Below are 13,011 nucleotides of genomic sequence, written 5' to 3' on the forward strand. Positions count from 1 at the left end.
GGATATTTCCCGCACAATCGCCGGACATAAAGGACCATCGCCATGGATAGCAATTTTTGCCCGATTATCGATGACCCGGCAAGGCATCTTATTAGCAGCGCTAAGAGCGCCAAGCTTAATCGGAAGGCGCCGTTGCTCGGTTCCACCGCGTTAACCGGAGGTGCGCGGCTGGCGATTTTGGGGCTTGTCGGCGTCCTCATGCTGGCGTCGCGGACGAATTCCTATGCCTTGCCCGTGAACGGGACAGTCGTAGCTGGCTCGGCCAATATTGCGAACACGACCACCATGGTTACAGTTAGCCAGACCAGCCAGAATGCGGTGATCAACTGGCAGAGTTTCAGCATCGGCCAGAATGAGGCTGTAACCTTCGACCAGCCGAACAGCAGCTCGGTCACCCTTAACCGCGTTGTGGGGGGCGATCCTTCGGCCATACTCGGTAGCCTGTCCGCCAATGGCCAGGTCTTTCTGGTGAACCCGAACGGGATTCTATTCGCCAAGGGCGCGCAGGTGAACGTTGGGGGGCTGGTGGCCTCTACGTTGGACGTCTCCAACGCCAACTTCATGGCGGGTAGTTACAAATTCGCCGGGTCCAGCGGTGCCGGGGTCTTTAATCAGGGCGCCATCACCGCAGGCAGTGGCGGCTATGTCGCGTTACTGGGGGCAAAGGTCGACAACGAAGGCGTGATTACGGCCCAGCTAGGCACGGTGGCGCTTGCCGGTGGAACTGCCATGACGCTGGATGTCGCGGGGAACCGCTTGCTCAATGTCGCCGTCAGCCAGGGCGCCGTTAATGCGCTGGTAACAAACGGCGGACTGATCCAGGCGAATGGCGGGCAGGTGTTGATGACCGCGCAGGCGGCCGGTGCATTGCTCAAGACCGTGGTGAACAACACGGGCGTTGTCGAAGCTCAAACCGTCGATGCCCGCAATGGCACAATCAAGCTGCTTGGCGACATGCAAAGCGGTACCGTGAACGTGGGCGGTACCCTAGATGCCAGTGCCCCCAACGGTGGCAACGGCGGGGTCATCGAAACATCAGCGGCGCAAGTGAATGTCGCGCCACAGGCAAAAGTTACCACTGCCTCGGCCAAGGGGCTGGTTGGCAGTTGGTCGATTGATCCGGCGGATTTCACCATCGGCAGCGCCACCGGCGACAATATTTCCAACACCACACTTTCACAGGATCTGGTAACGAGCAATATTACCATCAGCACATTGCCTGGTGCGATCCCTGGAACGACCGCTGGGACGCCGCCAACGACGATTATGACTCCGTCACCGACCGGTACCGGTACCGGCGACATCAACGTCGGCGACATCGGCGTCGCCAGCGCCAGCGACGCGGTCAGTTGGACGGCATCCTCGAGCCCAACCACGCTGACGTTGGACGCTTCCGGCAATGTGAACATAAACGCGAATATTACCGCCACGAAAGGAAATTTGGTGGTGTGTTGCGGACTCGACGTGAACGTGGATGCGGCCATTACTACAACTAATGGCAGTATGTAATTAAGTGCCGGACAAAACGTGAACCTGAATTCGGACGGGGCGATAACCACGACTGATGGCAACATGACGATCTGCGCTGGATACAACATTAATGTGAATGCTGCCCTTACGCTCACCAGAGGTGATACCACAATTCCCGCGCAGGGCCTCGGCTTGGCGCCCGGAATGGTGCTGATTGCAGGCAATAGCGGGACCGGACCGGGCGTTGCCGGCGGCACCGTGATTTTTGGGGCTCTCACGCCACCCGTTACCGTCACGGGGCCAAATGCACCGGTCTTGATTGATTACAATCCCGTGTCGTACACAGTGCCAACAAATTATTCCACGCACTTCACCTTGACCAAAGGTGCCACGCTGACGGAAAAGATGCTGGTATTCCCGGCCGCGAGCAAGACTTACGACGGTACGGATGTTGCAACGCTCCTGGGATTCAACGGAACCCCTACCGGGGTCACTTTGGTTAAAGGTACCGGCGCAACCGCTGTTTACGATAACACCGGCGTTGGAACAAATATTGGTATTACCTTTACCGGTTATACTCTTGGTGGTCCGGACGCCGCCAACTATACGCTTGCCGATAATTGCTGCGTGACCGGGTCCAGAACGACCGGGACGATCATCGCGGCGCCCACGCCGACACCAACTCCGACACCAACTCCGACTCCCACGCCTACGAGCACACCCCCGGGTGTGATCCCTGTGTTACCGCCGCTGGTGATCGTACCGCCCGCACCTGGGGTAACTGTGATCAAGGGTGGTGTCAGGATGCCACCACCACCACCGGCTCCGGTTGTGGTGCCGCCGCCGCCGGCGCCGCCGCCCGTGTTGCCACCGAAGCAAGATCGCTACTAAGTGCGGCGTGTGCTTGTAAGGCGAATGGCGATGGTCACGAAGATCATCGCCAGCGGCGCTCTGTTGGCTTCATTGCTAGTTTTGCCAGCTTGTTCGTCCATTGCTCCGCCACGGAATGTTACGGATATGCCTGTGACCAGCGGGGCCATGCCAGCCGATCCAGACATCTCCATCGGGCGCCCGCTATTTGCAGCATCCGCTGGCGTGGAGCAGCCGCAAAGGGCGGATTTTCTCGGAGAGGTCCCCTCGGAGGACGCCCGGCGCGTGGCTGACTGGGTGGTGAACTCGGGTGATAATGACGGCTTGCCGTTTGTCATCATCGACAAGCTCCGGGCGAAAGTATTTATCTTCAACAAAAGTGGCCGTCTGCTCGGCGCCACTCTGGCGCTCCTGGGCAAGGCGCGTGGCGATGACAGTACCGCAGGTATTGGCCACGAAAAACTATCGGCGATAGGCCCTGATGAACGGACAACGCCCGCCGGCCGGTTCGTGGCCGAGCTGGGCCGTGACTATGAGCACGGTGTGCTTTGGGTCGATTACCATGATTCCATCGCCTTGCATCGTGTGATCCGCGGCACCCCCGGCGATCATCGATTTCAGCGATTGGCGACGACATCTGCCTTAGACAAGCGAATTACCTATGGCTGCATCAACGTCCCGATAAAATTCTACGATGACGTGGTGCTCGAAACATTTGCCGATACGACCGGCATTGTTTATATTTTGCCGGACACCAAAACGATTCAGGAAGTCTTTCCGAAAGCTTGTAGCGCCGAGGGCGTGATCGGCAACGGTTCGCTCCAGACATGCTGAACGGCACGCAGGAAACGAGGAGCCCTATGGAACTGATCTGTTATCTCCATCCTGGGTGGGCACCGCTTATCAGACCGGCGCCCGCGCGGCGCGCCTGGATGGATAATACCCCGGAGTCCTTCGCCTACCGGTGTTTGCCACTCAACATTGCCAATGCGCACGGTTGGGAGGTACTGACCCCCTTCGCCTTCGATGCGATGTGGAATGGCGAAACGGGCGCGGACGCGGTCACCATCCGGCCGGAACCGGGGGCAAATCCGGAGCGTGTTCCGGTGTCGTTATTCGGCCAGGGGGTGATTACATTCCATATCGAAGGGATCTTCCGTACCCCAGAGGGCTGGAACCTCTGGGTGGGTGGTTCGCCCAACCGGGCGAAAGACGGCATCTCGCCGCTGTCTGGCATTGTCGAGACCGATTGGTCGCCGTTCACCTTCACCATGAACTGGCGCTTCACGCGGCCAGGCCACTGGGTACACTTTGACGCGCTAGAGCCCCTGTGTTTTCTCTTCCCTATCGAGCGGGCAGCGATCGAATCCTTTTTGCCAAAATTTGAACCTTTGGACGCCGATCCGGCCACGATGGAGCGCTTCCAGGCGTGGAGCCGGGCGCGGGATGAATTCCAGCTACGGATGCAGACCAACCCTCCGCGCACTCCGGCTGAACGCTGGCAGAAGCATTACTATCTCGGCATCGACGCCAGTGAAAAAAGTCTCGCCAAAGGCCATCTCACCAAGCTGCACTTGCAGCGGTTTGATACAAGCGCCGCTCCTCAGGTTCCCACAGCGCCCGAGGATGACACCACACTGCCGGCGTCATCGCCTACCGGGCAGGACACTCCCGCGGCCGCACCGCCAGCAGAGGTTACGGCCCTGCGCTTGGCCCTCGCCAAACGGGAGTGGTTGCTGGAGACGCTTGAGCGCCAACGTGACCTGGTTCCTGGCTTGACCGCTATCCAGCGGGTTTCTGGACTCAGCGGCGAGGCATTTCTGGAGCGATATTATGCGGTGAACCGGCCGGTGATCCTGCAAGGCGAAATGGCAGATTGGCGGGCGCTGACGCGTTGGACGCCGGAGTACCTCAAAGCTGCGATCGGCTCCCAGCCAATCGAATTTCAGGGCGGGCGATCCCTCGACCAGCGCTTCGAGATGTACAAGGATGCGCATCGGCGTGAAGCGCCCTTCGACGCTTTTATTGACCAGATCCTGCGGCCCGGTGCAGGAAATGATGCCTACCTTACCGCCTACAACTCGGAGCGCAACGCCGAGGTTTTGGCCGTGCTGCATAACGACCTCGGTTTTCTTGATAAGTTCCTTGATCCTCAATCCGCAGTTCCCAACGGAATGATGTGGATCGGGCCAGAAGGTACCGTGACATCGCTCCACCACGACCTCACCAATAACTTCATCGCGCAGATAGTTGGCCGCAAACGCATTAAGCTCGCGCCCGCGTCTGAGGTGGGTAAGCTTTATAACCATAAGCATGTATTCAGTGAAATTTCGGATCTTGAAGATCATAGTATAAATTTGGCCCTTCACCCCCGCCTGACGGAGCTTCGTTTGTATGATGTGTTGCTGGAGCAGGGAGAAATCCTTTTCATGCCGCTGGGCTGGTGGCATCAGGTGAAGGCTCTTGAATTCAGCGTAACCACCACTTTCACCAATTTCCGCTGGCGCAACGACTCATACGTAAACTACCCTCAGGAATAATTGGCTGGAAATCCCTGGGCAGTTCACTTTCCACAAGCGCCTAAGCCTTCAGTAGAACGTCCTTAAGATTGTTAACAAGATAGTTAACTGTCGGTGGTTTCGTGTCCCCGCAACCATCTTGATTTACTCAACCAGAACAGAAACAGAACCGTCCGTGGAAACACAGGCGGTTTTGTCGTTTGCGGCCGATAAAGCCAGAATTCCCGCCCGCGCGCTGCGGATCTCGATGCGAAGCTCGTCCTTCTCGGGGATCAGGCGAACCTCGTCGATCAGCGTGCGGATGATGCTGAACGCCTCATCCTTGGTTGCCGGCTCGGCCAGCGCGGTGTGCAGCGCCGCCACCTTCTCGTGGTAAATTTCTGCCAGGTTGGGATGCAGCATCGGCTCACGGGCGGGCTGGTTGGCGAGCAGGCCGTTCAGCTCATCCTCGCGGGCTTCGAGCGCGCTCATCTCGTCCTTAAGCGCGCGCCGCGGCGCAGCCAAACAGGGTGGCGCTGATCTTCGAATAGCCGCCGCCGCAGACGCCGCAGCGCATCAGCCCGGTGAGCAAATGCTTCGGCCGCTGGTGTGACCAAAAGCCGGTCTTGGCGGCGGAGGAGGTGGTAATGCCGGCGCTTGTCGCGGTGCCGGCATCATTCTCGCCACCGCCGGCGCTGGAGGCCAAGGCACGGGATAAGGCAACCGAACGCCAGGGGCCAGCATCACCCGCCCCCTTGGCGCGCATCCACCCCGTCTTGCGCGGCTCGTTGCCAAGAAGCGTATCAAGAAAATCGCCCGCCGACGCCGCAACACGAGACTGCGTGAACAACGGACGTATACGGCCCTTCACATCCCGGAGCGAAGACGCCCAAAGCTCCAATGTCTCTTCAACAGATGCGCCGCCACTTATCAGAGTCTGAATCATGGTTGCCCATTGATTCAGAACTCGCGATAAAATGCAACTGTAGTGCTAAGGCGCAAAAAGTCCCCGGAATTACCGGTTCCATGGGCCATCGACGGCAAACCTGAAGCATGTTAAGTTGAATAGGTGCTTTATAGGGATTTATCATTTTTGAATGAAAATATAAAATGCCACTAAGCGGCTTTCCCCGGTCTAAAGCAACCAAGTATTCTCCGCGTAAAAAAGTGTCGCGGGAGGGAGTGCCGGTGGATGCACTGGATCGCTTTCCAGTCGTCGGCATAGGGGCCTCCGCAGGCGGGTTGGACGCCTGCCAGAAGTTTATAGCGGCGATCCCGCCAAATAGCGGCATGGCATTCATACTTGTTCAGCATCTGGATCCAACTCATGAGAGCATGATGGTGGATCTGCTGAAAGGTCTGACCTCCATTCCCGTGGTTCAAGCAAATGAAGGCATGCTGATTGAGCGCGACAATTTTTATATCATACCACCGGGCTCATATCTTGCCGCTGACGCGGGGGTGCTTCATTTGTCGCCACCTCTGTCACGCCCTGGCGTCCGCATGCCGTTTGATTTTTTGCTGCTTTCGCTCGCTCAACATTATGGAAGCGACGCTGCAGCCGTTGTTTTATCCGGCACGGGAACCGATGGCAGCCTAGGGGGACAGGCGATCAAGGCACATGGCGGCGCGGTGTTTGTTCAGGAACCTGGCGAAGCAGATTACGATGGCATGCCACAAAGCGCCATTCAAGCGGGATTGGCCGATTTTGTTCTACCTGTATCTGATATCCCTGAGGCACTTATGGGGCACGTTAAAAAGGGCATTGCGACCAGAAGGATGGCATCTGCGGTGGGTGTAGCCCATATATCATTACGCAAAATAATAGACCTGCTGCACGTTAAAACTGCTCATGATTTTACCCTCTACAAGGAGGGGACATTACAGCGTCGTATTGAACGGCGCATGGCCATGGCGTCGATTGGCGCCAACCGCATGGATGAATATCTAAAATTGCTCGAAAGTGATGAGCATGAACTGAACTTACTGGCAAGCGACTTACTGATCAACGTCACGAGTTTTTTTAGGGATACTAAAGTTTTCGACCTGCTGGCTAAAAACTATATCCCAGTGCTGGTCAAAAAATCAGAACCGAATAAGCTCTTGCGTATTTGGGTCGCGGGCTGCAGTACGGGTGAGGAAGCGTACTCCCTGGCGATTTTGTTCCTTGAGGAAATATCGGCATCCAAAAGTAGCATAAAGCTTCAGGTTTTTGCGTCGGACATTGATGCGGACGCCGTTGCGTTGGCGCGGGAGGGGCTATACCCCAATACGATTTCTGGCGAGGTTTCCGCGGTCCGGCTAGCTCGCTTTTTTATCAAGGAAGAGCATGGGTTTAGGGTTGTTCCTGAGCTGCGCGCCTCCGTGATATTCACTGTGCAGGACGTTCTCACAGATCCACCTTTTTCCAGAATAGATTTCGTTTCTTGCCGGAATCTTCTAATTTACCTTCAATCTAAAGCTCAGGAAAGGGTTGTTAGCAATTTCGACTTTGCTTTGCGTGACGGCGGCATATTGCTGCTTGGCGGGGCGGAGACGGTAGGTGTATTGAACGGCCGCTTTGAGGCGCTTTCAAAGCAAGACAGGATCTATCAGCATAATAGCGGCCGGCACCCTGGCGAATTTGGCTTCCTTGTTAATGCCGGTGACATAACACGCATGCCATCACGCCCAAGCCAAAGCAGCCTTGTACCCCGGCAAACGGCACTTTCCGAGCTTTGCCGGAGACTCGTGCTTGATACCTTTGCGCCAGCCGCGGTGCTTATCAACGATAAGAATGAATGCCTTTATTCGCTGGGGCCGACAGATCGTTATTTACGTCTGGCGCCGGGCCATCCGACGCATGACTTGCTTGCCATGGTGCCATCCAACTTGCGCGCAAAACTCCGTTCGGCAATTCACAAAGCCACCCAGGAGATTGTGCGTGTTGCATTTGAGGGGGGAGAGGTTCTCCACGATGGTGTCGTCACCCCCTTTAGTATTGATGTGCAGCCTGTCTCGAACGAAAGTGAGCCGCTGGTTTTGGTCTGCTTTGTTGATGCGCAGCCAAAGCATGCGCAGACGGCCGGGATTCACGATGATCACGAGCAGTCTCCGAGAATTTCTGCTTTGGAGCGTGAGCTGCAGGGGGTACGCGCTGAACTCCAGGGAGCGATCCGCAATCTGGAAATATCGGGCGAGGAACAGAAGGTAATTAATCAGGAAGCACTTTCGGTCAACGAAGAATATCAATCGACCAATGAAGAGCTGCTGACCTCAAAAGAGGAACTCCAGTCTCTCAATGAGGAACTCACAGCACTTAATAGCCAATTGCAGGAGACCTTGGAACGCCAGCGGACGACGGCCAATGATTTGCAGAACGTCCTCTATAGCACCGACGTTGCAACGCTTTTCCTGGACCTTCATCTTAATATCAGATTTTTTACCCCTGCTACAAAGGTGCTTTTCAATCTGCTGCCTGGCGATATCGGCCGACCACTCACAGATATGCATTCCCTGGCATCCGATGACACATTAGCATCTGACGCCAACGCCGTACTGCTAAGCGCGCAGCCATTTGACCGCGAAATATCAACACCGAATGGTCTGTGGTTTATCCGCCGGACCATGCCCTATCGCACGCATGATGATGGCATCGAGGGTGTCGTTATAACCTACACCGACATTACTGAACGCAAAGCAACCAAGGAGCGGCTGGAAGAAGCGACAAAAGCCGCAGATTTGGCTAATTTGGCAAAGTCCCGCTTTCTCGCCGCGGCCAGTCATGATTTGCGTCAGCCATTGCAAACACTGGCCCTTGTACAAGGGCTCCTGGGTAAGGAGGTGCTCGGCGAGAAGGCCCAAAAGCTCATAAAGCTATTCGACCAAACTGCAGACTCAATGTCCAGCATGGTCAACACATTGCTGGATATTAATCAAATTGATGCTGGCATCGTCCGTCCCGAGATCATCAGCTTTCCCCTGAGTGATGTTCTGGTGCGGTTGCAAGGTGAATTCGAATACCTTGCGCAGGTTCAGGGTCTTATCTTTCACATCGTACCGTGCAGCCTCATTGTTAGGAGTGATCCACGGCTACTCGAACAGATGATACGAAATCTCCTTGCCAATGCGCTAAAATATACCTCCGCGGGTAAAGTGTTGCTCGGGTGCCGCAGGAATAAAAACAACGTCAGAATCGAGATATGGGATACAGGCATTGGCATCCCGAATGCGGATATCGAGCATATCTTCGAGGAGTATTTCCAGCTTGATAACGCCGCCCGCGAGCGGAGCCGTGGGCTTGGGCTTGGGCTTTCGATTGTGCAGCGGCTTAGTGCGTTACTTGGGCATCCCGTGCATGTTAAATCACGGCTGGGCCTCGGGTCGGTCTTCTCAATCGACCTTGTGCTTTCGGGAGCTGAGCTAGAGCTGCCTTCAGCCAATTTGCAGATTGCATCGCCGGTGTGGTTGCAAAAGGGGGAAGGGCAAAAAGGCAGCTTACTTGTTGTTGAAGATGACCCTGAACTTCGGGGGTTGCTTGAAATCCTTTTGAAGAATGAAGGTTATCATACCGCGATGGCGGCTGATGGCGTTATCGCACAGGACATGGTTGCTCGGGGCGCCGTTGCACCGGACCTTATCCTTGTGGATTTCAATCTGCCAAACGGGCCTAACGGCATAGAAACCAGTCATAAAATCAGGTCGGTGCTGGGGCAGGATATTCCGGTTATTGTTCTGACCGGGGATATTTCGACCGATACCTTGCGCGGCATCGCACAAGAGAATTTCCTGCATCTCAAAAAGCCGGTTAAATTACCGGATATTAATTCAGCCATCGAGAGGCTTCTTGCCGGAGCTCACTTGGGTAAGAAAAAACCGCCAATCGGCATGCCGCATACAGCCAGTGTAACAACGCCTCGCACCATCTTTATCGTGGATGATGATGCGGGCATTCGTGAGGCCATCCGGGTTATTTTTGAACAAGAAGGCTGGCGAGTTAAGGACTATGTGTCCGCGGAAGCTTTTCTTGATGCGTATCGGGCTAAGAATCGGCCGACCCAGAGCCAAGCAGAGATTACATGCCTTATCATTGACGCTTATCTGCCGGGCATGAGTGGGCTTGAGCTGCTGCAATCTTTGCATGAAAACGGCGACCAACTGCCGTCTATTATGATTACCGGAAATGGTGACGTGCAAATGGCGGTAAAGGTGATGCGCGCCGGTGCTTCAGACTTTGTCGAAAAACCGGTGAGTTACGTTGAACTGCTGGCGAGCGTTGCTCGTGCGGTGGAACAATCCGCCGACGTGGTGAAGCAATCTTTCTGGCAGGAGAGCGCTACAACCCACGTCGCGGGCCTCACGTCCCGCCAGCACCAGATCATGGAAATGGTTATTGCTGGGCACCCAAGTAAAAATATCGCTGCCGATCTTGGCATCAGCCAACGCACTGTTGAAAATCATCGCGCGGCCATTATGAAAAGAACGGAATCTAAGTCAATTCCCGCACTTGCGAGAGTGGCATTTGCCGCAGGAATGAAAACGAGCAGAAAGCCGTAGCATCATCCATGAACTTAGTTTTTGCGGAACAGTCCTCCGGCAATCAACACAACACCCAGTAATATGGCGCCGCCGCTGAGAAGGGGCGGGATTGTGTGTGGGGTATCTTCCTGGGTCTGAATTTTCAAGGTCCCAATCTGGGCAACATTGTTTGTATCCCGCGTCGTGAACGTCGGTATAATAACGGCGGCCAAACCAACCATCAGTACGACGATCCCGATGACGATAAGAGGTGATTTTGCAGTGCTCATCGGAATCTCCTTTTTTTAATCATATTGAATTTAATCCCATGAAATGGCACTATAAAAAAGTGCAGTCCACGAAATATCCCGATAACTCACCGAACAAAATGCGGCATCAGCCCGATTAAGCCAACAATAATTAAGTAAAAAGCAACAACATAATTAAGTAATCGCGGCATCATAAGTATCAAAATACCGGCGAGTATGGAGATGATCGGTGTTAACAAGACCATTTGTAGATACATATTATGGTGACTCCTTGGGCATTACATTCATAGTTCCTGCAGGCCCACCGGGGTATCATGGGAGCGGACGCGGGGGAGCGAACCCACTTTATACGAAATCTTTGTTGTCATTTGCTAGCATCGGAAACTACCTACATCAAATGCTCACCGGGCGATTGAATTACTTTAAGTAGATTCCGAGCCTGACTTACCGTACGTTGCTGCATTAGAATTCTTTCACTTGATAGACGAATCCATGCGTCCTGACGTATTTATCATTGTGATAAGGATAGTGTACTATGCACAAGTTCATCTTAGTGGGCTTTGTCCTGGCCGCGACGGCAGCTTACGGCGAACGTTCTTCCATACCTTCCGACGTTGCGGGCAATATCTTGAACGCATCGCCGGAGTTGGCAAACCAACTGCCGGCCCCGCCCGCTGATGCTGTCACGGTGAATGCCCTGCTGGGCGCCGCCAGCTCGGCCCTGCAGGGCAGGCCAAACCGGTGAAGCACAGGAGGCGCTGGAACAGGCCGAGACCAGGGCGCTGGATCGCTCCGTGCCGCAGAACGCCTGTAATAATATGATCATGGATCCGTTGGTCACTGATATATCCCAAGCCCGCCAGGCATTCGGGATGAAGGATATTCCCGGTACACTTCGGGCGATTGGGGCCGCCCAGGCTCTAGCCGGCAATATCTAATGGATCTTAAACCGGTTTCGCTATTAGGGCTGTTGGCCGGGCTTCTCGCGGGGCACGCGGCCGAGGCACAAACGCCTTCACCTTTGGCCGAATGGCAGTATTCATCAGGCATTCAGTTGCAGCGTCTTTTCGAGCCCAGCATACCAAATTGGGAGGTGGAGTTAGGGCTAGGCTCCCAATTTGCGCCTGTCAGTGACGGCTTGCAGCGCTACCAGGTACAGCCGGGACCGGCGCTTGATATTCGCTACAAGGATGATGCATTTATTTCTACAGGCGAGGGAATCGGGGTCAATCTTCTGTCCTTCTCGCATTTTCGGGTTGGCGCTGCGGTCTCGTATGACCTTGGACGGCCAATGCACAATGATGGGAAGGCCCTGAACGGCCTTGGCAACATCAATCCAGCTCCCGAGGCAAAAATATTTGCCAGCTATGCTCTGGCAAAAGGCTTCCCGCTGACGCTTCGCGTCGATATCCGCCGCCAGTTAGGCGCCACCAATGGATGGGTGGGAGATGTCGGTGCCTATATGCCGTTACCCGGTAGTTCCGAGAGCTTCGCATGGTTCGCTGGCCCTAGCCTGACGTTTGGTGACCAGCGCTATATGCAGAGGTATTTTGGTGTAAGCCAGGAGCAGTCGTTAGCTTCCGGTTATCGGCAATATAAAAGTCATGCCGGCTTTAAATCTATCGGGTTCGGTGTCTCGGCTGCCTGGCTAATTACGCCGCATTGGATCGTGGATATGAGCGGCACCGTCAACCGATTGCTGGGGAGTGCCGCGGAGAGTCCGATTACCGAGGTGAGAACCCAAGCCGTGGTTTCATTCTCCGTGCTCTATAAATTTTAAAGGATATTTATTGTGTTGCATAAACGAATGGTTTTCATCGTGCTATCGGCTTCGCTTATCACACTTGCTGGTTGCGGCTATTCACCGGGCCACCGGGCGCTGACAGGCGGCATGATCGGCGCAGGCGCGGGAGCCATCGTGGGTGCGGCTACGGGTATGGGTGCTGGAACTGGCGCCCTCATCGGCGGTGGCGCGGGCGCATTGACCGGTGCCGCAACCACGCATAACCAACTCAATTTGGGGAATTGAGCAGCCTTCAATCCAAGCGAATTCCGCGCACGGACTTTTCGGGGTTTGCCAACCAAGGGCATCTCGTGAGCGGTTTGCGGCTTGGGTTTTCAGGTTCTGGCTCCAGTGACGGGCTGCGCCAAGGCAGCGTGCATATGTGCGAGCGGTGCCGCGTAAGCATTCGGCGTGGGCCGCAGGGCTATAGCTGTAAAATCGCGTGCAGTGTTGATGGTATGGAACGCCCCCTCTTTCTGGCGTTTACCGGCGGAGATCTGCGGTAAGATGTGGGACCGTCAATATAGGAGGGCATAGCCATGGATGAGATTGTGACGATTGGGTTGGATCTGGCGAAGAATGTTTTCCAGGTTCATGGGGTGGCAGCAGATGGCCGCGTGGTTGT

Annotated in this window: 11 protein-coding genes and 1 pseudogene; 8 read left to right on the forward strand and 4 right to left on the reverse strand. The window is 55.2% G+C overall.

Features of this window, described 5'->3' with window-relative positions:
- The first annotated feature begins 42 nt into the window (after nucleotides 1-42).
- Genes QQJ84_RS00375 through QQJ84_RS00390 form a run of 4 tightly spaced genes read left to right on the forward strand, consistent with a single transcriptional unit; the run spans nucleotide 43 to nucleotide 4,880 of the window.
- Nucleotides 43-1,509 (forward strand): filamentous hemagglutinin N-terminal domain-containing protein, encoded by a 1,467-nt coding sequence (locus QQJ84_RS00375; protein WP_284255891.1) that lies wholly within the window; start codon nucleotides 43-45, stop codon nucleotides 1,507-1,509.
- An 18-nt stretch (nucleotides 1,510-1,527) separates the two neighbouring features.
- Nucleotides 1,528-2,361 carry a YDG domain-containing protein gene (locus tag QQJ84_RS00380; RefSeq protein ID WP_284255892.1) on the forward strand — a complete coding sequence of 278 codons (834 nt, stop codon included), beginning with the start codon at nucleotides 1,528-1,530 and terminating at the stop codon, nucleotides 2,359-2,361.
- A 30-nt stretch (nucleotides 2,362-2,391) separates the two neighbouring features.
- Nucleotides 2,392-3,174: a hypothetical protein gene (locus tag QQJ84_RS00385; RefSeq protein ID WP_284255893.1), complete on the forward strand. Its 783-nt coding sequence runs from the start codon at nucleotides 2,392-2,394 to the stop codon at nucleotides 3,172-3,174.
- Nucleotides 3,175-3,200: 26 nt separating this feature from the next.
- The gene (locus QQJ84_RS00390; RefSeq protein ID WP_284255894.1) at nucleotides 3,201-4,880 is read left to right on the forward strand and encodes a DUF6065 family protein; all 1,680 of its coding nucleotides are present in this window, start codon (nucleotides 3,201-3,203) and stop codon (nucleotides 4,878-4,880) included.
- Nucleotides 4,881-5,003: 123 nt separating this feature from the next.
- Here QQJ84_RS00390 and QQJ84_RS00395 read toward each other — a convergent pair whose 3' ends face one another.
- Nucleotides 5,004-5,330 (reverse strand): hypothetical protein, encoded by a 327-nt coding sequence (locus QQJ84_RS00395; protein WP_284255895.1) that lies wholly within the window; start codon nucleotides 5,328-5,330, stop codon nucleotides 5,004-5,006.
- A 223-nt stretch (nucleotides 5,331-5,553) separates the two neighbouring features.
- Nucleotides 5,554-5,784, reverse strand: a pseudogene (locus QQJ84_RS00400) (IS701 family transposase); the annotation flags it as partial.
- A gap of 242 nt (nucleotides 5,785-6,026) precedes the next feature.
- Here QQJ84_RS00400 and QQJ84_RS00405 point away from each other — a divergent pair.
- On the forward strand, nucleotides 6,027-10,373 hold the full coding sequence (locus QQJ84_RS00405; protein WP_284255896.1) for a chemotaxis protein CheB: 4,347 nt from the start codon (nucleotides 6,027-6,029) through the stop codon (nucleotides 10,371-10,373).
- A 14-nt stretch (nucleotides 10,374-10,387) separates the two neighbouring features.
- On the opposite strand, the gene QQJ84_RS00410 is transcribed toward QQJ84_RS00405, so the two are convergent.
- Both QQJ84_RS00410 and QQJ84_RS00415 read right to left on the reverse strand, forming a co-directional pair.
- Nucleotides 10,388-10,624 (reverse strand): hypothetical protein, encoded by a 237-nt coding sequence (locus QQJ84_RS00410; protein ID WP_284255897.1) that lies wholly within the window; start codon nucleotides 10,622-10,624, stop codon nucleotides 10,388-10,390.
- An 86-nt stretch (nucleotides 10,625-10,710) separates the two neighbouring features.
- Nucleotides 10,711-10,860 (reverse strand): DUF3096 domain-containing protein, encoded by a 150-nt coding sequence (locus QQJ84_RS00415; RefSeq protein WP_348522650.1) that lies wholly within the window; start codon nucleotides 10,858-10,860, stop codon nucleotides 10,711-10,713.
- Nucleotides 10,861-11,138: 278 nt separating this feature from the next.
- On the opposite strand from QQJ84_RS00415, the gene QQJ84_RS00420 reads away from it, so the two are divergent.
- The 3 genes from QQJ84_RS00420 to QQJ84_RS00430 all read left to right on the forward strand — a co-directional run bounded on the left by QQJ84_RS00420 (nucleotide 11,139) and on the right by QQJ84_RS00430 (nucleotide 12,632).
- Nucleotides 11,139-11,348: a hypothetical protein gene (locus QQJ84_RS00420; RefSeq protein ID WP_284255898.1), complete on the forward strand. Its 210-nt coding sequence runs from the start codon at nucleotides 11,139-11,141 to the stop codon at nucleotides 11,346-11,348.
- 192 nt (nucleotides 11,349-11,540) lie between these two features.
- Nucleotides 11,541-12,383, forward strand: a complete 843-nt coding sequence (locus QQJ84_RS00425; RefSeq protein WP_284255899.1) for a MipA/OmpV family protein — start codon at nucleotides 11,541-11,543, stop codon at nucleotides 12,381-12,383.
- Nucleotides 12,384-12,410: 27 nt separating this feature from the next.
- Nucleotides 12,411-12,632 (forward strand): YMGG-like glycine zipper-containing protein, encoded by a 222-nt coding sequence (locus QQJ84_RS00430; protein WP_284255905.1) that lies wholly within the window; start codon nucleotides 12,411-12,413, stop codon nucleotides 12,630-12,632.
- Nucleotides 12,633-13,011: the final 379 nt, after the last annotated feature.

This window comes from Acidocella aquatica (genome assembly GCF_030160635.1).
Classification (GTDB): Bacteria; Pseudomonadota; Alphaproteobacteria; order Acetobacterales; family Acetobacteraceae; genus Acidocella; species Acidocella aquatica.

Coding starts and splice junctions, on each gene's coding strand:
- QQJ84_RS00375 (WP_284255891.1), top strand. CDS start 43: ATGGATAGCAATTTTTGCCCGATTATCGATGACCCGGCAAGGCATCTT.
- QQJ84_RS00385 (WP_284255893.1), top strand. CDS start 2,392: ATGGTCACGAAGATCATCGCCAGCGGCGCTCTGTTGGCTTCATTGCTA.
- QQJ84_RS00390 (WP_284255894.1), top strand. CDS start 3,201: ATGGAACTGATCTGTTATCTCCATCCTGGGTGGGCACCGCTTATCAGA.
- QQJ84_RS00395 (WP_284255895.1), bottom strand. CDS start 5,330: ATGAGCGCGCTCGAAGCCCGCGAGGATGAGCTGAACGGCCTGCTCGCC.
- QQJ84_RS00410 (WP_284255897.1), bottom strand. CDS start 10,624: ATGAGCACTGCAAAATCACCTCTTATCGTCATCGGGATCGTCGTACTG.
- QQJ84_RS00415 (WP_348522650.1), bottom strand. CDS start 10,860: ATGTATCTACAAATGGTCTTGTTAACACCGATCATCTCCATACTCGCC.
- QQJ84_RS00420 (WP_284255898.1), top strand. CDS start 11,139: ATGCACAAGTTCATCTTAGTGGGCTTTGTCCTGGCCGCGACGGCAGCT.
- QQJ84_RS00425 (WP_284255899.1), top strand. CDS start 11,541: ATGGATCTTAAACCGGTTTCGCTATTAGGGCTGTTGGCCGGGCTTCTC.
- QQJ84_RS00430 (WP_284255905.1), top strand. CDS start 12,411: ATGGTTTTCATCGTGCTATCGGCTTCGCTTATCACACTTGCTGGTTGC.